Source organism: Stappia sp. ABD4_338, from assembly GCF_056312175.1.
Map to the genome: position 1 here is coordinate 255503 of NZ_CM149982.1, position 21310 is coordinate 276812.

The following is a 21310-nucleotide window of genomic DNA, read 5'->3' on the forward strand; positions in this document are numbered from 1 at the left end:
CGGCGCGCGCGGTGGTATCAGCTCAGGCCGCGCGGCCCGGGTGTTGCCCGCGTGCGGACGTTTCGTCACGGCGCAGGGTCAGCACCTCGACGCCGGTGCCGGTGACGGCGACCGTGTGCTCGAACTGGGCGGAGAGCTTGCCGTCATCGGTGACGACCTTCCAGCCGTCCTCGAGGGTCGAGACATGGCGCGTGCCCTGGTTCACCATGGGCTCGACCGTGAAGACCATGCCCTCGCGAAGCCTGGGGCCCCGGCCGGGCTTGCCGAAGTTCAGAACCTGCGGCTCCTCGTGCATCTCGCGGCCTATGCCGTGGCCGCAATATTCGCGCACCACCGAATAGCCGTTCTTCTTCGCGTGCCGCTCGATTGCAAAGCCGATGTCGCCGAGATGTGCCCCCGGGCGCACCGCAGCGATGCCCTTCCACATGGCCTCGCGGGCGACGCGCACCAGCTTTCTTGCCGCGGGAGAGACGTTGCCGACCATGTAGGTCTTGCTCGAATCCGCGATGAAGCCGTCCTTCTCCAGCGTGATGTCGAGGTTGATGATGTCGCCGTCGCGGATGATCTCGCGGGCGTCGGGAACGCCATGGCACACGACCTCGTTGATCGAACAGTTCAGCACATAGCCATATCCGTACTGGCCCTTGCTGGCCGGCCGCGCGCCGAGATCGTCGGTGATGAAGCGGTCCACCAGGTCGTTGACCTCAAGGGTGGACAGGCCCGCGAGGTCAAGCGTGTCGAGCTTCTCGAACACGGACGCGAGAAGCCTGCCGGACACACGCATCAGCGCGAGTTCATCGGGGGTCTTGACCATGTCAGGCGACCGCCGTGTCGGCCGGTCCCGCCTGCGCGGCCTCGAGCTGCATCCGGACGATCTCGGTGTAGGTCAGACCCGGATTGGCCTCGGCGATCATGCCGATCTTCATCCAGAACTCCGCCTGCGCGTTGATCGACCGGCACATGACGGTGCTGGCGCGGCGAATCTCTTCGTGCAGCTCCTCGCCAATTTTCACGATGCCCATGGGGTCTCCAAGGTCGGTATATATGAATCGTATACGTTTCATATATACTGAGGCCTGCCCACACAAGCCCAGGATTGGAGCCGGGTGCGGCTCGTGTAGCCGGCGCATGTGGAGGAGCGTCATATAATGTTCATGTGAGCGTTATTTTGTGTTCATATGAACAAATCACAAGACGGAGGAACACTCCGCGGGAGGAAACCCAGCGCCCATGGCCGGCCAGATTGACATCACGCCGCGACAGCGCGAGATCGCCGATCTCGTGCGCGCCCACGGCTTTGCCTCCGTCGAGGCGCTTGCCGACCGGTTCGCGGTGACGACACAGACGATCCGTCGCGACCTTGCGCGCCTGTGCGAGCATGGCATCCTGCGTCGGACCCATGGCGGTGTCGAGCCGCCCGTGTCGTCCGGCAACATCGACTATGCGCGCCGACGTATCCTCAACATGCCGCAGAAGCGGGCGATCGCCGAGACGGTCGCCGCGCATGTGCCGGACGGGGCGTCGCTCGCCTTTTCCATCGGCACGACACCGGAAATCGTCATGCAGGCCCTGACCGAGCGCAAGGGGCTCAGGATCTTCACCAACAACCTGCATGTCGCCTTCACCGCATCGCAGATCGCCGAATTCGAGGTGACCATCGCCGGAGGCCGTCTGCGCCACGGCGACAGGGACACGCTCGGGCCCGAGACGGAGCGTTTCTTCTCCGCCTACAAGGTCGATATCGGGGTCTTCGGCGTGGCCGGCGTCGACCAGGACGGCACGCTGCTCGACTTTCACGAGGAGGAGGTCGCGGCGCGCCAGGCGATCCTCGCCAACTGCCGGCGGGCATTCCTCGTTCTCGATGCAACCAAGTTCGGCCGCACCGCGCATGTGCGCGGCGGCCATGTCACGGACGTCGCGGCGGTGTTCTGCGACAAGCCGCTGCCGCACCCGATCGCCGACCGGCTTCGCGCCGCCGGACGGCAGGTCGAGGTCTGCGCCGGCATGGAGGAAGACAGGGCATGAATGCCAGTGCGATGCCGGCGGCCGCCGGCAATGCGGATGCGGTCGGCGGTCAGGAAATCCGGCTTGCCAACGTGTCCAAGATCTGGGGCGATACCCGCGCGGTGGACGATCTGTCGATCACCGTTCCGGCCGGCACGTTCACGGTGCTTCTGGGGCCGTCGGGCTGCGGCAAGTCGACGACGTTGCGCATGATCGCGGGCCTGGAAAGCGCGGACGAGGGCAGCATTCTCATCGGTGGACGGGATGTCACGACGCTGCCGGCGGCCGAGCGCGACCTGGCGATGGTGTTCCAGTCCTACGCGCTCTTCCCCCATCTTTCGGTCGCGGAGAACATCGTCTTCGGGCTCAAGGTGCGACGGGTGGCGCGGGCGGAGCGCGATGCGCGCCTGAAGCGCGTGGCCGATCTCCTGGGCCTGTCCGCGCTGCTGGAGCGCAAGCCGGGGCAGCTTTCCGGTGGCCAGCAGCAGCGCGTGGCGCTGGGGCGCGCGATCATCGCGGAACGCCCCGTGTGCCTGATGGACGAGCCGCTCTCCAACCTCGATGCCAAGCTGCGCCACGAGATGCGGGTGGAGATCCGCGCGCTGCAGCGGAAGCTCGGCTTCACCATGGTCTATGTCACCCACGACCAGGTGGAGGCCATCACCATGGCCGACCAGGTCGTGCTCCTCAACGGCGGCAAGGTGGAGCAGGCAAGCGATCCGCGCAGCCTCTACACCCGGCCCGAGACCCCCTTCGCGGCACGCTTCATCGGCGTTCCGCCCATGAATGTCGCCGAGCTTTCCGCCATCGTTCCCGATGCCGCGCGAATGGGCGCGCCGCTTTCGGGCGCGCGGGTCGGACTGCGCCCGGAGGCGCTCGCTCCGGTACAGGACGGGCCGCTTGCCGCGCGCATCACCCACGTGGAGTACCTGGGCGCGGATGCCCTGGTCGACTGCGTGGTCAATGACGCGGCGCTGGTCATGCGGGTCGGCGGCGGCGTGTCGCTCGGCGAGGGCGACACCGTTCGCCTCGGCTTCGCGGTCGAGGACCTGCATGTCTTCGACGGCGCGGACGGAGCCCGGCGCGACGATCTGGTCAAGGACGTGGCGCCGCTGTTGCGCACCTGAGGACACGAGACACCCGGCCGCAGCTTGCGGCCGAAACGAACACGCCCGCACGTGGCGTGACACCCCGCCGGCGGGTCCGGCGGGCAGGACGAAGGCGGCCGGGGGGCGCGATGCGCACGGGCCGCGGGATTTTCCGGCCGCGCGGAGTGCGGGCGGCTTTGACAGGAAGGGAAGCATCATGCTGAAGACCACGCTTCTGAAGGCCGCCACCGCGGCGGCCCTCACCCTCGGCAGCTGGGCGTCCGCCCAGGCGGTCGAGCTGCAGTTCTATTTCCCGGTGGCCGTCGGCGGCACCGCCGCCGACACGATCCAGTCGCTGACCGACGAGTATGTCGCGGCGAACCCGGACGTGACCATCGACGCCGTCTACTCCGGCTCCTACCAGGACACGATCGCGAAGGTCATCACCGCCTCGCGCGGCGGAACGCCGCCGCAGCTTTCGGTGGCCCTGTCGGCCGACATGTTCACGCTCATCGACGAGGACCTGATCGTCCCCTTCGACGACTTCATCAAGACCGATGAGGACAAGGCGTGGCTCGAGGGCTTCTATCCGGCGTTCATGGAAAACAGCCAGACCGGCGGCAAGACCTACGGCATTCCGTTCCAGCGCTCGACCCCGGTGATGTACTGGAACAAGGAGGCTTTCAAGGAGGCCGGTCTCGATCCGGAAAAGGCACCGGCGACCTGGGAAGAGATGGTCGAGTTCGGCAAGAAGCTCACCAAGAAGGACGCCAACGGCAACGTGACCCAGTGGGGCGTGCGCATCCCGTCCTCGGGCTTTCCGTACTGGCTGTTCCAGGGTCTGACCACCGAGAATGACGTGATCCTGGCCAACTCCGACGGCAACAAGACCAACTTCGACGATCCGAAGGTCGTCGAGGCACTGCAGTACCTGGTCGACCTGTCCGCCAAGTACGGCGTCATGGAGCCGGGCATCGTGGAGTGGGGCGCGACGCCGAAGGCCTTCTTCGAGCGCCAGACCGCGATCATGTGGACGACGACGGGCAACCTGACCAACGTCCGCTCCAACGCGCCGTTCGACTTCGGCGTCGCCATGCTGCCGGAGAACAAGCGCCGCGGCGCGCCGACCGGCGGCGGCAACTTCTACCTCTTCAAGGGCGCATCCGACGAGCAGCTCGCGGCCGCAGTGAAGTTCGTGCAGTGGATCACGGCCCCCGAGCAGGCCGCCAAGTGGACGATCGCGACCGGCTATGTGGCTCCGCGTCCGGACGCCTGGGAGACCGACGCGATGAAGGCCTATGCGGCCGACTTCCCGCCGGTGCTCGTGGCCCGCGACCAGCTTGAGTTCGCCGTCGCGGAACTCTCGACCTACCAGAACCAGCGTGTCACCGGCATCTTCAATGATGCGCTGGCCGCCGCCATCACCGGCCAGAAGGACCCGGCCACGGCGCTCAAGGAGGCCCAGGAAAAGGCCGACGCGATCCTCTCCGAATACCGCTGAGGCGCGACACATCCGGGAAGGCGGCGCTCGCGCCGTCTTCCCTCTTTGCCTTTCCTGTCCGCCGGCGCCCGCGCCGGCCGAATGCCGTTTCCGGACCCGCCGGAAGCGGCACGTTTACGCACCAACGAGGCGCAAGACGCAGATGACGAGCCCCACGACACCGGCCGCCGCGCGCACCTGGCGGTCCCTGACCCGAAGCCGTGAGTGGCTTCATGCCTGGTTGCTGCTTCTGCCGGCTCTCGTGTTCCTGTTCGCCTTTACCCACATCCCGGCGATCACGACGTTCTGGAACAGCTTTTTCTCCACGCCGCGCGGTCGCCGTCCGGCCCGGTTCATCGGGGTGGAGAACTATGAGCGGATGATGTCCGATCCGGTGTTCTGGAAGGTGCTGGGCAACAATCTGTGGTTCGCGTTCGGCACGATTCCGGTGTCGGTGGCGCTGGCCATCGTCATGGCCTTGTGGGTGAACGACAAGCTGACGGGGCGGGCCTTCGTGCGCATGGCCTATTTCACGCCCACGGTCCTGCCGCTGATCGCGGTGGCGAACATCTGGCTGTTCTTCTACACGCCCGGTTTCGGCCTCATCGACCAGGTGACGGGATCGCTCTTCGGATGGCCGCAGACCAACTGGCTGGGCAATCCCTCCACGGCGCTCAACGCGGTCATCGTCGTGACGGTGTGGAAGGAGGCCGGCTTCTTCATGATCTTCTATCTCGCCGCGCTGCAGGCGATCCCGCCCTCGCTGGTCGAGGCGGCGAAGATCGAGGGGGCTGGCCGGTTCACCATCTTCCGCCGCATCACGTTCCCGCTGATGATGCCGACGACGCTCTTCGTCTGCGTGAATGCGGTCATCAACTCCTTCCGGCTGGTCGACCACATCTTCATTCTCACCGACGGCGGCCCGGACAATGCCTCCGCGCTGCTGCTGTTCTACATCTACGAAACGGCGTTCAAGTTCTGGGAGACGGCCTATGGCGCGACACTGACGGTGGCGTTGCTCGTGCTCCTGTCGGCACTCGCCATCGGCCAGTTCTTCCTCTTCGACCGCAAGGTGCACTACAAATGAGCGCGACGACGCAGCCCATCGCCCGCGGGTTCGACCTGGACCGGGCCCTCAACACGCTGGCCGCCTGGGTGCTGGCGCTCCTGTGGATCCTGCCGCTGGCCTATGCGGTGTGGACCGCGATCCATCCGGCGGCCTACGAGGCGAATTTCGAGCTCTTCGCCCCGCTCACCTTCGAGAATTTCGAGAAGGCCTGGGCCGCCGCGCCCTTCGCGCGCTACTTCCTCAACACCTTCATGCTGGTGACGCTCATTCTCGCGGGCCAGTTCTTCCTCTGCACGCTGGCGGCCTTCGCCTTCGCCCGCTACCGCTTTCCCGGCAGCTCGGTGCTCTTCACGCTGGTGCTTCTGCAGCTTCTGGTGATGCCGGACATTCTCATCGTCGAGAACTACAAGGCGATGCGCCTGCTCGATCTCGTCGACACGATCCCGGCCATCGCGCTGCCCTATATCGCGTCCGGCTTCGGCATCTTCCTGCTGCGGCAGACGTTTCTGACCGTGCCCAAGGAACTGGACGAGGCGGCCCGCATCGAGGGAGCGGGGCCGCTCGGCGTGTTGTGGCGGGTCTACATCCCGCTCGCCAAGCCGACCTATCTCGCCTACGGCCTCGTGTCGGTCAGCCACCACTGGAACAACTTCCTGTGGCCGCTGATCGTCACCAACTCGGAGGAGACCCGGCCCGTGACCGTCGGCCTGAGCGTTTTCTCCGCCATCGATTCGGGGGTGGAATGGTCCGTCATCAACGCCGCGACGCTGATGACGTCCGGACCGCTGCTGATCGCCTTCCTGCTGTTCCAGCGTCAGTTCGTGCAGAGCTTCATGCGCGCGGGCATCAAGTAGGGCTAGTGCCGGCGGCCCGGCCGCCGGCGCCTGCCTGGCCTCGCTCGCCTCACTCGAAGGTGGCGCTGATCGAGGGATTGTCGGGCAGACCTTCGTAGGTGAGCGTCACGCTCATGCCCGGCTTCATGGGATGAAGCGGTCCGATGGACCCGACGGAGACGAGGTCGCCGGGCTGAAGCGACTTGCCCTGCGCCTTGAGGGTCTGCGCGATCCAGATCACCGCGTTGAGCGGATTGCCGAGCACGGCCTTTCCAGGCGCCACGGACAGGGTCTCGCCGGTGGCGTCGTCGGTGAGTTTCGCGGTGAACTCCGAAAGCATTTCCGCACCGACGTCGCCCTGGGGCACGGGGATCACCTCTCCCATGACCCCTTTCCAGGCGCCGACGTTGATCGAGGTGATGGCCGGTCCGTCGAGCTTTTCCTCGCTCGCGACCACGAGGGCGGGCAGTTCGATGAAGGGGCGGATGCCTGCGATGGTCGCCAGAACCTCCTCCGGAGTCGTGGCGTCGTTGACGGCGGGATCCGCGATCTCGACGACGAGATCCGCCTCGAAGAGGGCGCGGTTGGCGTCGCCCGCCTTCACGGTGGCACCGGGCGGCAGGATCATGCCTTCAAGAAGCGTTCCGAACACCGGCTCGGTAACGCCAAAGGCTTCCTGGGCCTTGGGCGAGGTCAGGCCGGCCTTGTAGCCGACCACCGGTCCCTCGACCTTTTCGAGCTTTGTGAGGATCTTGCCCTGGGCGCAGAGCGCGTCTTCCATGGTCCCGCCCGCCGTCACGGGCGCCGAGACGGGTCGCGCCTCCGCGCGTGCCGCCAGGAAGGCGTCGATGGCCGTATCATCAGGGCATTCGGCATATGCCGTGCCTGAGGCCAGAACGAGGGCTGTCACTGCCAGGATGGCCCTTGGCAGGCTCGAACAACGGACCGTCATGGAAACTCCTTCCCTTCGCTGTGATGGCGACGAGGGGAGAGTGCAACCATGGCCCTTCAATGGCAAGACGGGTGTAACCGCCTCGCGCCGGAGGGAAAACAGAAACCGGAAGTCCGGTCCGGAAAAGACAGGGCCGCCGCGCGGACGCAGCGGCCCCGATCCTTACTCCGCCTCGTCGGCCGAGCTGGAGTTGAGCAGCGAGTAGCGCTCCACGCCGAGCTTGCCGAGAAGGTCGAGCTGGGTCTCGAGGAAGTCGATATGGCCTTCCTCGTCCGCAAGCAGTTCCTCGAACAGCTTCATGGAGACGTAGTCGCCTTCGTCATGACAGATGTCGCGCGACTTGGAGTAGGAGGCACGGGCGTCGTACTCTCCGGCGAGGTCCGACTTCAGGACCTCTTCCACGTCCTGCCCGATGCGCAGCGGCGCGACCTTCTGCAGGTTCGGGTGACCCTCGAGGAACAGGATGCGGGCGATCAGCTTGTCCGCGTGCTGCATCTCCTCGATGGACTCCGCGCGCTCCTTGGATGCGAGCTTGGCAAGGCCCCAGTCGTCGAGCATGCGGTAGTGCAGCCAGTACTGGTTGACGGCGCCGAGTTCCAGGAACAGCGCTTCGTTCAGGCGTTCGATGACTTTTTCACTGCCCTTCATGGGACACACTCCTTGTTGATTGACGCGAGAACCGTTGTCGTCGCTGACCGGCTGGCACGTCGGTCAAGGGGGCGCGCAGCCTTGATTCAAGCCGGGCGGTGGCCTGATCCGGATTTAGATTAGAATAATTCCAAATTCGTGTGAAGGGGGCTTTTCGTACCCGTCGCGAATCCTGCACAGGCGATGTGTGACGCAGCAAGGGACATCGGGGAAGATGAAAAAAGCGCCCAGGCGGGTGAACCGCTTGCGCGCAAAGTGCGTCTATCCGAAGAGACCCCTGTCGCGTCCTTGTCCCCGGCATGCGGGAGCCCTCGAACAGGAGACAGCCCATGGCACATGTCCTTGCCTATATCGCCAGCGCGATCGTGTTTCTCGGCCTGGACTACCTGTGGCTCGGCCGGATCGCGGGTGCATTCTACCGCACCCGTCTGGGACACCTGATGGCGGACAACGTGAATTTCGCCGTCGCGGGCGGGTTTTATGCCTTCTATGTGGTCGGCATCGTCATTTTCGCGATCCAGCCGGCGTTCCGCTCCGGCGCATGGACCGACGCGTTGCTGTATGGCGCGTTGTTCGGCTTCTTCGCCTACGCGACCTATGACATCACCAATCTCGCCACCTTGCGCGACTGGCCGGTGGTGGTCGCCGTGGTGGACGTGATCTGGGGAACCGTGCTGACCGGAACGGCCGCCGTCGCGGGCTATCTTGCCGCGAGATCTTTGATCTGAACTCCCCCTGCGGAAGGTGCAAGCTCCGATTCCGACTTGCCTTTTGGTCCTGCAATCGCCCACTCTTGCGCCATCGAAAGACCCGCGCGGAGGGCGCGGAAACGGGAGGGATTTCATATGGCGGGAGCGGGAGACGTCGCGCTTATCACGGGCGCATCGGCGGGGATCGGCAAGGCGACGGCGATCGCCTTTCTCAAGGCGGGCTACAGGACGGTGCTCGTGGGCAGGCGCGGCGAGCTGCTCGAGGCGGCGATCGCGGAATCGGGCGTCGATGCCGGCAACGGCCTGGCTGTCGCGTGCGACGTGACCGACCCGGTCGCCGTCGATGACCTCTTCGGCGCCATCGCCGATACGTTCGGCCGTCTCGACGTGGTGTTCAACAACGCCGGCGCCGCGGTGCTCTCCACCCCCGTCGGCGACCTGTCGTTCGAGGACTGGCGCCGGGTCGTCGGCGTCAATCTCGACGGGTCCTTCCTGATCGCACGCGGTGCCTTCAACATGATGCGCGCCCAGGACCCGCAGGGCGGGCGCATCATCAACAACGGCTCCATCTCGGCCTATGTGCCGCGCCCGGGGTCGGTTGCCTATACCGCCTCCAAGCACGCGGTAACGGGCCTGACGCGCTCGATCTCGCTCGACGGACGCCCGTTCAACATCGCCTGCGGCCAGATCGATATCGGCAATGCGGCTTCGGAAATGACCGAAACCATCCAGAAGGGCGTGCCGCAGGCCGACGGCTCGATCAAGCCGGAGCCCGTCATGCATGTCTCCAACGTCGCCAACGCGGTGCTGCACATGGCGAGCTTGCCGCCGGAGGCGAACGTGCAGTTCATGACGGTGATGGCGACCAACATGCCCTACATCGGCCGCGGCTGATCGCGTTTCGAAACCGGCCGGAAATCGGGAAAGGGGCGGGCCGGTGTCCGCCCCTTGTTCGTGCCGGCGGGCCTGTCCTCGAGCGTGGGGCTACGCCCTAAACCGTGAGGTGGGCGCGCACCGCTTTTTCCTCCAGGTCCTCGCGGGCCCCCGAGAGCACCACCTCGCCCCTGTCCATCACCGCGAAACGGTCGGCGAGGTCGCGGGCAAACTCGAAATACTGTTCCACGAGGACGATGGCCATCTCGCCGGTGTTGCGCAGATAGGTGATCGCGCGGCCGATGTCCTTGATGATCGAGGGCTGGATGCCTTCCGTCGGCTCGTCCAGGAGCAGCAGGCGCGGCTTCATGACGATGGCGCGTCCGATGGCGAGTTGCTGTTGCTGCCCGCCGGAGAGGTCACCGCCGCGCCGTGACAGCATCGATTTCAGCACCGGGAAAAGCTCGAACACCGCATCCGGCACCTTGCGCTGGGACCGAGGCAGCACGGAGAACCCGGTCTCGAGATTTTCCCGCACGCTGAGCAGCGGGAAGATGTCGCGCCCCTGGGGAACGAGTGCAACGCCCTTTCTGGCGCGCTGGTAGGGCGTGAGGCCCGAGATGTCCTCGCCCTCCCAGCGAATGACGCCGGCGGAGACGGGTTGCTGGCCGGCGATCGCCCGCAGCGCGGAGGTCTTGCCGACGCCGTTGCGGCCCAGAACGCAGGTCACCTGGCCGGGCTCGGCGGTAAAGCCGACGCTCTTCAGCGCCTGTGCGGCGCCATAGTGCAGGTCGATGGATTCAACGCTCAGCATGTGACCTCCGTTTCGGTCCTCGGCGTCAGTTCAGCAGCTTGCGGTGCAGTACACGCAGCACCCGTTCCTGCTCCTCGTCCGGTCCGCCGCCAACCTCGCAGACGGCTCCGGCAATGCTGACGAGTTGATGCAGCTCGGACTGGTTCAGGTGACTTCTCCAGAGCTTCTGGAAACGCTGAACCGGATCGTCGGCGTTGATCACGTTCCTGGCGATCCAGTCGCACATGACCAGGACCTCTTCCATGTCGTGTGCCGGGACGATCTCCCGCATCCCGTCCCGGATGACGGCCGTTGCCTCGTCCTTGTGGGCGGGCTTTTCGTTTGCCAGGCAGAAATAGAAGGTCACGGCGGCGATCACCGGATCCTCGATCGAGGCCAGCGGAGCTTCCTCTACCTTCTTGCGAAACTGCTTGCGTTTGTAGGCACCTCGCATCCGCTCCACGGAGTCGATCACTTCGCTTCCGGCTTCCCGGATCATTTTGAGTCGCCAGTACCAGATCGCCGCACCGACGACGATTGTCGCGAGAAGGCCCAGAAAAGGCATCACCCGTCTCCTGTTCATGTTCCTCAACCAGGGGATACATAAACGGGACGTCTCGTGTTGTGCCAGGCATTATCCTTCGCTCCGCATCTAGCGTCCCAGATAGACGTCGATGACCCTCTGGTCGGACGAGACGTGGTCGAGCGAGCCCTCCGCCAGAACCGCCCCCTCGTGCAGCACGGTCACCTTCACGCCCAGCGCGCGCACGAAGGTCATGTCGTGCTCGACGACGACGACCGAGTGGCTTTTCGAGATGTCGCGCAGCAGGTCGGCGGTGGCGGCGGTCTCCGCGTCGGTCATGCCGGCGGCCGGTTCGTCGACAAGCAGGAGCTCGGGATCCTGCGCGAGCAGCATTCCGATCTCCAGCCACTGCTTCTGTCCGTGGCTGAGGTCGCCGGCGAGGTCGTCGCGCCGCCCTTCCAGGCGCACGAGCGCGAGCAGTTCGTCGATGCGCTCCTGCTCTTCCGCGCTCGTCACGTGGAACAGGGTGGCGAAGGGGCCGCGCGGTGTCTTGAGGGCCAGCGCGATATTGTCCTCCACCGTGTGGCTCTCGAAGACGGTCGGCTTCTGGAACTTGCGGCCGATGCCGAAGCCCGCGATTTCCGCCTCGTCGTGGCGGGTCAGGTCGATGGTGTCGCCGAACCGCACCTCGCCGGTGTCGGGGCGCGTCTTGCCGGTGATGACGTCCATCATCGTCGTCTTGCCGGCGCCATTGGGGCCGATGATCGCGCGCATTTCGTTGCGCCCGACAACGAAGGACAGGCTGTTCAGCGCCTTGAACCCGTCGAAGGAGACGCTGACGTCGTCGAGATAAAGGAGCGTTTCCGCCTTGCTCATCGTGTCACTCCCTTCTCATTCGGCCGGTTGGCGACCGGGTTCGGCGGAAAGTCCGTCCTTGTCGGGCGAACGTGCGTCCTCACGGGTGTGTCGTTTCATCCGGGCGAAGACCTTTTGGCCCAGGCCAAGCAGCCCTTGCGGCAGGAACAGGGTCACGGCAACGAAGAGCGCGCCGAGCGCGAAGAGCCAGAACTCGGGCATGGCGGCGGTGAACCAGCTCTTGGCGAAGTTGACGAGCACCGCGCCGATGATCGGACCGGCGAGCGTTCCGCGTCCGCCGACGGCGACCCAGATCACCGCCTCGATGGAATTCGCGGGAGCGAATTCGCCCGGGTTGATGATGCCGACCTGGGGCACGTAGAGGGCGCCGGCGAGCCCGGCCATCATGGCCGAAACCGTCCATACGAAGAGCTTGAAGTGCTCCACCCGGTACCCGATGAATCGCGTCCGGCTTTCCGCGTCGCGCACCGCGATCAGCACCTTGCCGAGTTTCGAGCCGGTGATCGCCATGGTGATGACGAGGCAGGCGGCCAGTGCCAGCGCGGAGGCCGCGAAGAGCCCCGCGCGCGTGGTTCCCGCCTGGATGTCGAAGCCCAGGATGTCCTTGAAGTCGGTGAGACCGTTGTTGCCGCCAAAGCCCATGTCGTTGCGGAAGAAGGCGAGCAGCAGGGCATAGGTCATCGCCTGGGTGATGATCGACAGGTAGACGCCCGTCACCCGCGAGCGGAAGGCGAACCAGCCGAAGACGAAGGCGAGGAGGCCGGGCACCGCCAGCGCCATGATCATGGCGAAGGGGAACATGTCGAAGCCGTACCAGTACCAGGGCAGCTCCTGCCAGTTCAGGAACACCATGAAGTCGGGCAGGACGGGGTCGCCGTAGACGCCCCGGCTGCCGATCTGGCGCATCAGGTACATGCCCATGGCATAGCCGCCCAGCGCGAAGAAGGCGGCATGGCCCAGCGAGAGGATGCCGCAATAGCCCCACACGAGATCGAGGGCCAGTGCCAGCAGGGCATAGGTCAGGTACTTGCCCATGAGCGTGACCGCATAGGTCGGCACATGCAGAGGATGGCCGGCCGGCAGGGCCAGGTTCAGCACCGGCACCAGGATGGCGGCGCCGAGCAGGGCGAGGATGAGGACGAGACGGACCCCGCCGAGAGGGCCGGCAAGCGCGCGCGAGATCATGATTCCACCGCCCGGCCCTTGAGCGCGAACAGGCCGCGCGGGCGCTTCTGGATGAACAGGATGATGAAGACGAGCACGAGGATCTTGGCGAGCACCGCGCCCGCATACGGCTCGAGGAACTTGTTCGCGACGCCGAGCGTCATGGCGCCGAAAAGCGTGCCCCACAGGTTTCCGACACCGCCGAACACGACAACCATGAAGCTGTCGATGATGTAGGACTGGCCAAGGTTGGGCGAGACGTTGTCGATCTGCGAAAGGGCCACTCCGGCGATGCCGGCGATCCCCGATCCAAGCCCGAAGGTGAGCGCGTCGACCCATGGCGTGCGAATGCCCATGGACGCGGCCATGCGCCGGTTCTGGGTGACGGCACGCACGTTGAGCCCGAAGCGGGTGAACTTCATCGCGATCAGCAGCGTGAAGAACACCACCAGCGCGAAGACGACGATCCACAGCCGATTGTAGGTGATGGTGAGCTGGCCGATCTCGAAGGCGCCCGACATGAAGTCCGGGTTGCCGACCTCCTGGTTGGTGGGACCGAAGATCGTGCGCACGGCCTGCTGCAGGATCAGCGACACACCCCAGGTGGCGAGCAGGGTCTCCAGCGGACGATTGTGCAGGAAGCGGATGATGCCGCGCTCGATGGCGACGCCGACGAGGCCGGCGACGAGAAAGGCGGCCGGCAGCGCGACGGCGAGCGAATAGCCGAAGAAGTCGGGGGCGAGTTCGCGAAAGAGATTCTGCACGACGAAGGTGGTGTAGGCGCCGAGCATGACCATTTCGCCGTGCGCCATGTTGATTACGCCCATGACGCCGAAGGTGATGGCGAGCCCGATGGCGGCGAGCAGCAGCACGGAGCCGAGCGAGAGGCCGAACCAGATGTTGCGGGCCGTGTCCCACACCGCCTGGAGGCGCTCCACCCTGGCGATGCCCTCGCGCGCCGAGGCCGCGAGTTCGCCGTCGCTGTCGTTCGAGGCGCCGATCAGGAGCGACAGCGCGTCGCGATCGCCGCGACTGGCGAGAATGTCGATGGCCTCCTGCTTGTCCGCCAGCGGCATGTCCGAGGCGAGGACGGCGGCGGCTCGGGCCTGTTCCATGGTCGCGCGGATGGTGTCGTCGGCCTCGGCCGCGATCGCCGCGTCAAGGGAGGCGATCATGTCCGGGTCCGCGGCCTTGAAGACCGCCTGTGCGGCGGCCAGCCGGTCCGCCGGATCGGGCGCGCGCAGGGTCAGCGCGCCAAGGGCCGCGCGGATCACCCGGCGCAGGCGGTTGTTGACGCGGATCTTGTCGACGCCCCCGCGCGACATCTGGCCGAGGTCGGCGCCGGTCAGCGGATCGGTGAGCGCATAGGAGGAGCCGGAGCGTTTCGCGATGACGGCCATGCCGTCGGACTTGCGCTCGTAGAGATCGCCTTCGCCGAGTGCTTCCAGAACGGGCACGACGGCCGGGTTTCCGGTCTCCGCGAGCCGGTTGATCTGGGCCTGGGTCGCGTCGAAGGAGCCCTTGGTCAGGGCATCGACGAGCGGGCGAAGGGCGGTCACCTCCGCCTCGTTCGCCCCCGATTGCGCGGCGGCCGGTGCGATGATGCAGGCGAGCGCCAGCACAAGGGCGACAAGGCCTGCCGTCGCAAGGCGGGCTGTTCGGATCAACGCTGCCGGAGGGATGGAACTGGAGGGAAGGCTGGAAACGGTCACGGGAAGACACCTCGCACGGATGACGCCGGCGGCGGGGGAGGGGGACGGGAAAAGGAGGAGGCGGATCTTGCGCCCGCCTCCCTCCCCCTCTGGTTGCGGCGGGACTTAGCTCCCCGACCCGCCGCACTTGCCCGTGGACGTGTTGAAGTTTCCGCAGGACAGCGGCTTGCGCCAGTCCGCGATCAGGTCCTTCGACCCTTCGAGGTAGTCGGACCAGGCGTCGCCGACGACGAGGCCCGGCGTCTCCCAGACGGTCTCGAACTGGCCGTCGTCCTGGATCTCGCCGATGAGGACCGGCTTGGTGATGTGGTGGTTCGGCATCATGGCCGAGTAGCCGCCGGTCAGGTTGGGCACGGAGACGCCGACGATGGAGTCGATCACCGCGTCGGGATCGGTGCTGCCGGCCTTCTCGACCGCCTTCACCCACATGTTGAAGCCGATGTAATGGGCCTCCATGGGATCGTTGGTCACGCGCTTGTCGTCACCGATGTAGGCCTTCCAGGTCTCGATGAACTCGGCGTTTGCATCGGTGTCGACGGACTGGAAGTAGTTCCATGCGGCCAGGTGGCCGACGAGCGGTGCGGTGTCGAGACCGGCAAGCTCCTCCTCGCCGACGGAGAAGGCCACGACCGGAATGTCCTCGGCCTTGATGCCGGCGTTCGCCAGTTCCTTGTAGAAGGGCACATTGGCATCGCCGTTGATGGTGGAGACCACGGCGGTCTTCTTGCCGGCCGAGCCGAAGGTCTTGATGTCGGACACGATCGTCTGCCAGTCGGAATGACCGAACGGCGTGTAGTTGATCATGATGTCCTCGTCCGCGACGCCCTTGGACTTGAGGTAGGCCTCGAGGATCTTGTTGGTCGTGCGGGGGTAGACGTAGTCGGTGCCGGCCAGAACCCAGCGCTCCACGCCTTCCTCGTTCATCAGGTAGTCGACGGCGGGGATCGCCTGCTGGTTGGGAGCGGCGCCGGTGTAGAACACGTTGCGCTGACTTTCCTCGCCCTCGTACTGGACGGGATAGAACAGGAGCGAGTTCAGCTCCTCGAAGACCGGCAGGACCGACTTGCGCGACACGGAGGTCCAGCAGCCGAACACGGCCGCCACGTCGTTGACCTCGATCAGCTCGCGCGCCTTCTCGGCGAACAGCGGCCAGTCGGAGGCCGGATCCACGACGACCGCCTCGAGCTTCTTGCCCAGGACGCCGCCCTTCTTGTTCTGCTCCTCGATGAGCATCAGCATGGCGTCCTTCAGAGTGGTCTCCGAAATGGCCATGGTGCCGGACAGCGAGTGCAGGATGCCGACCTTGATCGTGTCTTCCTGTGCCTGCGCGCTCGTGAATGCGGTGGTGGCGAGCAGCGTGGCCAGAGCGATCCCGGCGGCGGATGTCTTGCGGATGAATGTCATTGTTGTCCCCTCTGTCAGTCTCCCCCCGGAGGCGAGACGACAAGGGAACTTCAAGATGCGTGCCAGTTCCGCGCGAGACCGGCGCAACCGGCCAAGCGCCTGACTTTGCGGCACCTTGGCACGACGCGGGCGTGCGGACACGCACGGGCGGTCGCGCTCAAGAAAAATGCACAAATGTGCGGCGCGGCAATCATGTGGCTAAATTTTGATCATGCACGCCGTGTCAGCGTGCCTCGACGCTGCCGCTCTTCACAAGTGCCTCGACCTCCTCCTCGTCGAGGTCCAGCACGCGCGCGAGAACCTCGCGGGTGTGTTCGCCGAGGCAGGGCGGGGCGACCTTGTCGTCGACCGGCGTCTTCGAGAACCGCAGCGGGCTCGCGACGCCCGGCACGGTGCCGCCGCTACCGTGGGGCAAGGCGGGGTTCATGAGCCCACGGGCCTTGGCCTGCGGTTCCTCGAACACTTCGGCGATGGTGTTGATGGGACCGCAGGGCACGGCGGCGGCCTCCAGAACCTCGATCCATGCGCGGGTGGTGCGGGTCCTGATGATGTCGGCGATGACCGGCACCAGGATCTCGCGGTGCTTCACCCGGTCGCGGTTGAGCGTGAAGCGCGGGTCGGCGGGAAGGTCCGGGCGGCCGGCCACCTCGCAGAAGCGGACAAACTGGCCGTCGTTGCCAACCGCGAGGATCAGGTGCCCGTCGGCGCTGGCGAAGGCCTCGTAGGGCACGATGGCGGTATGGGCGTTGCCCATGCGCATGGGCGAGGTGCCGGAGACCAGATAGCTGAGCGCCTGGTTGGCGAGCGAGGCGACCTGCACGTCGAACAGCGCGATGTCGAGGTGCTGGCCCTCGCCGGTGCGCTCGCGGTGGGCGACCGCGCCGAGAATGGCGATGGTGGCGTTGAGGCCGGTGAGGACGTCGGCAAGCGCCACGCCCGCCTTCTGCGGCCCTCCGCCGGGCAGCGCGTCGCGCTCGCCGGTGACGGACATGAGCCCGCCCATGCCCTGGATCATGAAGTCGTACCCGGCGCGCTGGGCGTAGGGGCCGGTCTGGCCGAAGCCGGTGATCGAGCAGTAGATCAGCGAGGGATTGATTTCGGCGAGGCTTGCGTAGTCGAGACCGTATTTCCTCAGGCCGCCGACCTTGTAGTTCTCGACGAGAATGTCGGACTTTTTCGCCAGTTCGACCACGAGCGCGCGCCCGCCCTCGCTGGCGATGTCCACGGCGACCGACTTCTTGCCCCGGTTGGCGGCCATGAAATAGGCGCTCTCGCCGGCGGCGGGTCCGTCCTCCACGAAGGGAGGGCCCCAGCCGCGCGTGTCGTCGCCGGTGCCGGGGCGCTCGATCTTGATGACGTCGGCGCCCATGTCGGCAAGCGCCTGGGTGGACCAGGGGCCGGCGAGAACGCGGGAGAGATCGAGCACGCGCAGATGCGACAGCGGACCGGACATGGGGGAAGACGCCTTCTTTACTGATCACGGGAGGGCAAGCCTGCCCCGGTCATAGACCCGCGCGGCGCTTGCCGTCCAATGACGAGCGGTAGGAACCCCATTCCGCCCGGTCGCGGCGGGTGACGCGTCAGGCCGCCTGGCGCAGGAGGAAGCGGCCGCCGTCGGAGATCGAGGCGCGGCCCATGCGCACCAGCGAGGAAAGCACCGCTTCGATGGAGGCGCGCAGGGTCTTGCTCTTGCGGAAGCGGGCGGCGATGTCGTCGACGCCGAGCGGTCCCTCGGCATCCATGAGCGCCCAGACGACGGCAAGGGTCTGGTCCGCGTCCTTCCTGGGGAACGCGGGCTTCGGCCCCGCCTTGACGGGCGCGGCGAGCGGCGCGTCGCCCAGGTCGAGTTCCAGCTCCGCCTTTTCCGCCTCGGAGCCGAAGCGCGGGATCTGGTAATCGGGTCTCAGCCAGCGCACGAGGCCGCGCGCCTCTTCCCGCGCCCGCTCCTTGTTGAGCGCGACGAGGCGGGCCAGAACCTCCTCCTCGGGAAGGTCCGCCGGCCAGCCGTAGGCATCGGCGACGGCCACATCGAGCCTGTCGTGCAGCTCCTTCAGGATCAGCACCAGCCCGTCGTCGTAAATGACGCGCTCCTTGTCGGTGAGATCCTCGGGACGCGCGCCGGCCTTCAGCCGCTCCAGCACGTTGTAAAGGCCCGTCAGCGTCAGATGCGCGTGGTCGGCCAGCACCCGCTTGCGATGGGCGTCCAGCTCCTCGGCGATCGCGCCGATCTCCGCCTTCTGGATCTCGGAGGCGTCCGGGAACGGGAAGGGATCGAAGCAGCGTGACTTGGAGTAGCGAGGATCGTTGCCGACGCCGAGCCAGCCGCCAGCTCTCAGTGCCCAACATCCATGAAAACGGGAGGACAGAACGCCAAGCGGATAGCCGTCGCTCAAGCCGATGGCGATAAGCATGTTGTCGGGCAGGATCTCTTGTCCGAGAAACTGGAACACCCGGTGCTTGGTGGTCTCCACGGTGGCGATGTAGCGGGGGAGGTTTAATAAAGCCTTCCGAAGATCGGGAACGTTTTCACCGAACAGCCACCAATTTTCTTTTCGATAATCTCGTTTGTTCCAGTCTCTTCCTACATAATGCGGTTCTCCGTCTTTAATTATTATCTTCTCTTTTATCTCAATCTTCACATGCTGATAGACCTCGGGAAAGCGCGTCCGCACATCCTCCGCCGTCAGGCCGAAGAGGTCGATCACCAGGGCGCCGCGCGGCCGGCTCGTCAGATCCCGCCCGTTGCGATAGGCGCGGATGTGGTTTTCGAGCCCCTCGCGCCGGCCGAGGCCCAGATGTCGTGCCTCCTGCGGTGTGACGATGAAGCCCGAGCCGTGCAGTTTCACGCCCGGCGAGCAGATGCCTTCGTTGGCGCGCAGTTCCGTCGCCGCCGTTACATCCACGCCAACGGTCAGGTCCGAATGGATCTTGCCGCTTTTCGTCTCGAACAGGATCACCGGGTTGTCCGTGTCGAGGCCGCGTTCGCTGACCGTTTCCAGCAGCAACCCGTCGCGGGTGCCCGCTTCCGCCACCGTCATGGCGATGCGCACGGCGGCGCTGTCGCGCGTCACCTTGGTCCAGGGGTGGTCCGGGATCGCCATGACGATGGAGAGCGGCTTCTTCGCGTTCAGGTGGCGCTCCATCACCCGGCGCTGGAACACCTGGCTGATCGAATTGGTGGTGACGAAGCCGAAGCGTTTCAGCCCGCTTTTCGGCTTGAGCAGGATCTCGGCCGCCCGGTCCCACCAGTACATGACGAAATCGGCACTTTCGTTCATGTGGGAATGCGCCTTCCACAGCGCCTCGGCGTAAGGGGAGCCCATGCGGGCGCGAATGTCCTTGCCGCCGACGAAGGGCGGGTTGCCGACGATATAGTCGACCTTGGGCCACTCGGGCCGGCGCGGGTTGGGATGGACCTCCTTGCCGTCCACCACTTGCGGCAGCGGATAGCCGTCCCAGGTCAGCACCGCGTCCATATGGCGGATGTTGTGGAACCGTCTCAGGATCGGCTCGGTCGGCGCGACGCCCTGGTTCTTGAAATGCCATTGCAGGTGGCCGATCCAAAGCACCAGTTCGGCAATCGCCGCCGCGCGCTTGTTGACCTCGAGCCCCAGGAACTGGTGCGGGTCGACCGTGTGCCGGTCGAGCGCCAGCGACACCTGGCCGCCGAGATCGGCGATCACTTCCAGCACCTTGCCCTCGAGCTTCTTCATCAGCTCCAGCGACACATAGAGGAAGTTGCCCGTGCCGCAGGCGGGGTCGAGCACCAGCGTCTCGCACAGCCGGTCATGGAAGGCCTGTGCGGTCTTCACCGCCGCGTCGCTGCGCCCTTCCGATTTCTGCCGCTCGATGGTGGCGAGCGTGTTTTCCCACTCCGCCTGAAGCGGGTCGATGACGGTCGCCACCACGAGGCGTTCCACATAGGCGCGCGGGGTGTAGTGGGCGCCGAGCTTGCGCCGCTCGCGCGGGTCGAGCGCCTGTTCCAGGAAGGTGCCGAAGATCGCCGGCTCCACGTCCTTCCAGTCATGGGCGGCCGCTGCCGCCAGCTCGCCGATCTCCTCGCGCGCGAGCTTCAGCGCGCGGCGCTCGCTGAAAAACCCGTTGAAGTGCTTGATCTTCTCGCGAATTGAGCTCGCCACGGAGCCGTCATTCATCGCGCGCCACAGGTCTTCCATCAGGCTTGGGAAGATCTCCGGCTTCTCGGTACAGTCGGTCAGAAGCTTCTTGAAACTGTCGGGCGGAAGCAACTGCACGTCCTCTGCGAACATGCAAAACAGCACGCGCATGAGGAACATGGCGACCTCTTCCGTCGGATGGCCGTCCTGCTCCAGCGCCCGCGAGACCCTGGCGATGCGTTCGGCGATCTCGCGGGTGACGCGGGCGGCGTGGCGCGATGGGTCGAGCGACATCGGGTCTGACCAGACCGCCTTCAGCCGGGCGCGTATCTTCTCGTCGCGCAGGTCCTCCAGGTAGATGCGGAACGAACGCTGGTCGGGGAACTGGTCGTAGGCCTTTCCGTCGCGGCGGAAGTTGGCATAGACCTCGATACAGTGGCCGACGTCGCAGACAAGCACGAAGGGCGGTGGCTCGTGAGACGCCGGCAGCAGACGCACATAGTTCTCCGCCTGGGTGCGGGCATTCATCATCAACACGTCCCAGGAGCGGTTGGCTCCGGAGCGCCGTCCGCGCGCGGGCGTATCGAGACCGGGGAGGGCCGGCGTGTCGCCGAGCTTCTTGTCGCCGAACTGGCGGCTCTGCTTGGCCTCCAGCACGAAGCAGTCGCGCTTGTAGAGATCGATGCGCTTGTGCGAGGTCGCGCCGTCGCGGCTTTTCTCCTGCACCGCGCGCTCGAACACATAGTCGTTGTTGGCATGGGTCGCGCCGGCGACGTCAGGATGCGTCTCGTCGAGCACATCGCAGAGTTCCGTCAGGAACAGGGCGTAGTTGGCGCGCTCCTGGCCTCCCTCCTGTCCCTGCCACTTGGCGATAAACGCTTCGACCCCTGATTGCATATGCGCCTCTTCCTCCTGCCCTTCCGTTTTAAAGGGAGGACACGCATACGCAAGCGGGGAGGTCGCGTGTCCACCGTCCGTGGCGGCTTTCAATCGGTCACACGGGCCGGTACCAATGTGGCAACGCGCGGGAACGGATCGGGAGACGAGGCCGTGCCGCGGAAACAGG

At 65.8% G+C, this 21310-nt stretch carries 19 protein-coding genes; 7 read left to right on the forward strand and 12 right to left on the reverse strand.

What is annotated here, in order from left to right; genetic code table 11:
- Positions 1-22: 22 nt before the first annotated feature.
- Both map and ACYX4S_RS01130 read right to left on the reverse strand, forming a co-directional pair.
- Positions 23-814, reverse strand: coding sequence for a type I methionyl aminopeptidase (gene map / locus ACYX4S_RS01125; RefSeq protein ID WP_476361557.1), 792 nt, complete (start codon positions 812-814; stop codon positions 23-25).
- A 1-nt stretch (position 815) separates the two neighbouring features.
- Entirely contained in the window at positions 816-1022 is a 207-nt protein-coding gene (locus ACYX4S_RS01130) for a ParD-like family protein (RefSeq protein WP_422069850.1), read from the reverse strand.
- Between the two features lie 208 nt (positions 1023-1230).
- On the opposite strand from ACYX4S_RS01130, the gene ACYX4S_RS01135 reads away from it, so the two are divergent.
- From ACYX4S_RS01135 to ACYX4S_RS01155, 5 genes are all read left to right on the forward strand, one after another.
- Positions 1231-2025, forward strand: a complete 795-nt coding sequence (locus ACYX4S_RS01135; RefSeq protein ID WP_476361558.1) for a DeoR/GlpR family DNA-binding transcription regulator — start codon at positions 1231-1233, stop codon at positions 2023-2025.
- Positions 2022-3131: an ABC transporter ATP-binding protein gene (locus tag ACYX4S_RS01140; protein WP_476361559.1), complete on the forward strand. Its 1110-nt coding sequence runs from the start codon at positions 2022-2024 to the stop codon at positions 3129-3131. The genes ACYX4S_RS01135 and ACYX4S_RS01140 overlap by 4 nt, the downstream gene beginning before the upstream one ends.
- Before the next feature lie 178 nt (positions 3132-3309).
- Positions 3310-4593, forward strand: a complete 1284-nt coding sequence (locus ACYX4S_RS01145; protein WP_476361560.1) for an ABC transporter substrate-binding protein — start codon at positions 3310-3312, stop codon at positions 4591-4593.
- 142 nt (positions 4594-4735) lie between these two features.
- On the forward strand, positions 4736-5659 hold the full coding sequence (locus tag ACYX4S_RS01150) for a carbohydrate ABC transporter permease (RefSeq protein ID WP_476361561.1): 924 nt from the start codon (positions 4736-4738) through the stop codon (positions 5657-5659).
- Positions 5656-6495 carry a carbohydrate ABC transporter permease gene (locus ACYX4S_RS01155; RefSeq protein WP_422069845.1) on the forward strand — a complete coding sequence of 280 codons (840 nt, stop codon included), beginning with the start codon at positions 5656-5658 and terminating at the stop codon, positions 6493-6495. Before ACYX4S_RS01150 ends, ACYX4S_RS01155 begins: the two co-directional genes overlap by 4 nt.
- A gap of 49 nt (positions 6496-6544) precedes the next feature.
- On the opposite strand, the gene ACYX4S_RS01160 is transcribed toward ACYX4S_RS01155, so the two are convergent.
- Positions 6545-7426, reverse strand: coding sequence for a 2-keto-4-pentenoate hydratase (locus tag ACYX4S_RS01160; protein WP_476361562.1), 882 nt, complete (start codon positions 7424-7426; stop codon positions 6545-6547).
- Positions 7427-7588: 162 nt separating this feature from the next.
- The gene (bfr, locus tag ACYX4S_RS01165; protein WP_422069843.1) at positions 7589-8074 is read right to left on the reverse strand and encodes a bacterioferritin; all 486 of its coding nucleotides are present in this window, start codon (positions 8072-8074) and stop codon (positions 7589-7591) included.
- Between the two features lie 329 nt (positions 8075-8403).
- On the opposite strand from bfr, the gene ACYX4S_RS01170 reads away from it, so the two are divergent.
- Positions 8404-8802, forward strand: a complete 399-nt coding sequence (locus ACYX4S_RS01170; protein ID WP_476361563.1) for a DUF2177 family protein — start codon at positions 8404-8406, stop codon at positions 8800-8802.
- A 117-nt stretch (positions 8803-8919) separates the two neighbouring features.
- The gene (locus ACYX4S_RS01175) at positions 8920-9678 is read left to right on the forward strand and encodes an SDR family oxidoreductase (RefSeq protein WP_422069841.1); all 759 of its coding nucleotides are present in this window, start codon (positions 8920-8922) and stop codon (positions 9676-9678) included.
- A gap of 97 nt (positions 9679-9775) precedes the next feature.
- On the opposite strand, the gene urtE is transcribed toward ACYX4S_RS01175, so the two are convergent.
- From urtE to ACYX4S_RS01215, 8 genes are all read right to left on the reverse strand, one after another.
- On the reverse strand, positions 9776-10471 hold the full coding sequence (urtE, locus tag ACYX4S_RS01180) for an urea ABC transporter ATP-binding subunit UrtE (protein WP_476361564.1): 696 nt from the start codon (positions 10469-10471) through the stop codon (positions 9776-9778).
- Positions 10472-10496: 25 nt separating this feature from the next.
- The gene (locus tag ACYX4S_RS01185) at positions 10497-11015 is read right to left on the reverse strand and encodes a hypothetical protein (protein ID WP_422069839.1); all 519 of its coding nucleotides are present in this window, start codon (positions 11013-11015) and stop codon (positions 10497-10499) included.
- An 87-nt stretch (positions 11016-11102) separates the two neighbouring features.
- Positions 11103-11849, reverse strand: coding sequence for an urea ABC transporter ATP-binding protein UrtD (urtD, locus tag ACYX4S_RS01190; RefSeq protein WP_476361565.1), 747 nt, complete (start codon positions 11847-11849; stop codon positions 11103-11105).
- Between the two features lie 15 nt (positions 11850-11864).
- Complete coding sequence (gene urtC / locus ACYX4S_RS01195; RefSeq protein WP_476361566.1) at positions 11865-13034, reverse strand: urea ABC transporter permease subunit UrtC; 1170 nt, start codon at positions 13032-13034, stop codon at positions 11865-11867.
- Entirely contained in the window at positions 13031-14680 is a 1650-nt protein-coding gene (gene urtB, locus ACYX4S_RS01200; RefSeq protein WP_476362799.1) for an urea ABC transporter permease subunit UrtB, read from the reverse strand. Before urtB ends, urtC begins: the two co-directional genes overlap by 4 nt.
- Positions 14681-14830: 150 nt before the next feature.
- Positions 14831-16129, reverse strand: a complete 1299-nt coding sequence (gene urtA / locus ACYX4S_RS01205; RefSeq protein ID WP_422069836.1) for an urea ABC transporter substrate-binding protein — start codon at positions 16127-16129, stop codon at positions 14831-14833.
- Positions 16130-16352: 223 nt separating this feature from the next.
- Positions 16353-17582: a CaiB/BaiF CoA transferase family protein gene (locus tag ACYX4S_RS01210; protein WP_476361567.1), complete on the reverse strand. Its 1230-nt coding sequence runs from the start codon at positions 17580-17582 to the stop codon at positions 16353-16355.
- Positions 17583-17709: 127 nt separating this feature from the next.
- Positions 17710-21141 carry a class I SAM-dependent DNA methyltransferase gene (locus ACYX4S_RS01215; RefSeq protein ID WP_476361568.1) on the reverse strand — a complete coding sequence of 1144 codons (3432 nt, stop codon included), beginning with the start codon at positions 21139-21141 and terminating at the stop codon, positions 17710-17712.
- Positions 21142-21310: the final 169 nt, after the last annotated feature.

Coding starts and splice junctions, on each gene's coding strand:
- ACYX4S_RS01175 (WP_422069841.1), top strand. CDS start 8,920: ATGGCGGGAGCGGGAGACGTCGCGCTTATCACGGGCGCATCGGCGGGG.
- map (WP_476361557.1), bottom strand. CDS start 814: ATGGTCAAGACCCCCGATGAACTCGCGCTGATGCGTGTGTCCGGCAGG.
- ACYX4S_RS01140 (WP_476361559.1), top strand. CDS start 2,022: ATGAATGCCAGTGCGATGCCGGCGGCCGCCGGCAATGCGGATGCGGTC.
- urtE (WP_476361564.1), bottom strand. CDS start 10,471: ATGCTGAGCGTTGAATCCATCGACCTGCACTATGGCGCCGCACAGGCG.
- ACYX4S_RS01170 (WP_476361563.1), top strand. CDS start 8,404: ATGGCACATGTCCTTGCCTATATCGCCAGCGCGATCGTGTTTCTCGGC.
- ACYX4S_RS01160 (WP_476361562.1), bottom strand. CDS start 7,426: ATGACGGTCCGTTGTTCGAGCCTGCCAAGGGCCATCCTGGCAGTGACA.
- ACYX4S_RS01155 (WP_422069845.1), top strand. CDS start 5,656: ATGAGCGCGACGACGCAGCCCATCGCCCGCGGGTTCGACCTGGACCGG.
- ACYX4S_RS01135 (WP_476361558.1), top strand. CDS start 1,231: ATGGCCGGCCAGATTGACATCACGCCGCGACAGCGCGAGATCGCCGAT.
- urtA (WP_422069836.1), bottom strand. CDS start 16,129: ATGACATTCATCCGCAAGACATCCGCCGCCGGGATCGCTCTGGCCACG.
- urtC (WP_476361566.1), bottom strand. CDS start 13,034: ATGATCTCGCGCGCGCTTGCCGGCCCTCTCGGCGGGGTCCGTCTCGTC.
- ACYX4S_RS01150 (WP_476361561.1), top strand. CDS start 4,736: ATGACGAGCCCCACGACACCGGCCGCCGCGCGCACCTGGCGGTCCCTG.
- ACYX4S_RS01185 (WP_422069839.1), bottom strand. CDS start 11,015: ATGCCTTTTCTGGGCCTTCTCGCGACAATCGTCGTCGGTGCGGCGATC.
- ACYX4S_RS01130 (WP_422069850.1), bottom strand. CDS start 1,022: ATGGGCATCGTGAAAATTGGCGAGGAGCTGCACGAAGAGATTCGCCGC.
- ACYX4S_RS01210 (WP_476361567.1), bottom strand. CDS start 17,582: ATGTCCGGTCCGCTGTCGCATCTGCGCGTGCTCGATCTCTCCCGCGTT.
- ACYX4S_RS01215 (WP_476361568.1), bottom strand. CDS start 21,141: ATGCAATCAGGGGTCGAAGCGTTTATCGCCAAGTGGCAGGGACAGGAG.
- urtD (WP_476361565.1), bottom strand. CDS start 11,849: ATGAGCAAGGCGGAAACGCTCCTTTATCTCGACGACGTCAGCGTCTCC.
- bfr (WP_422069843.1), bottom strand. CDS start 8,074: ATGAAGGGCAGTGAAAAAGTCATCGAACGCCTGAACGAAGCGCTGTTC.
- ACYX4S_RS01145 (WP_476361560.1), top strand. CDS start 3,310: ATGCTGAAGACCACGCTTCTGAAGGCCGCCACCGCGGCGGCCCTCACC.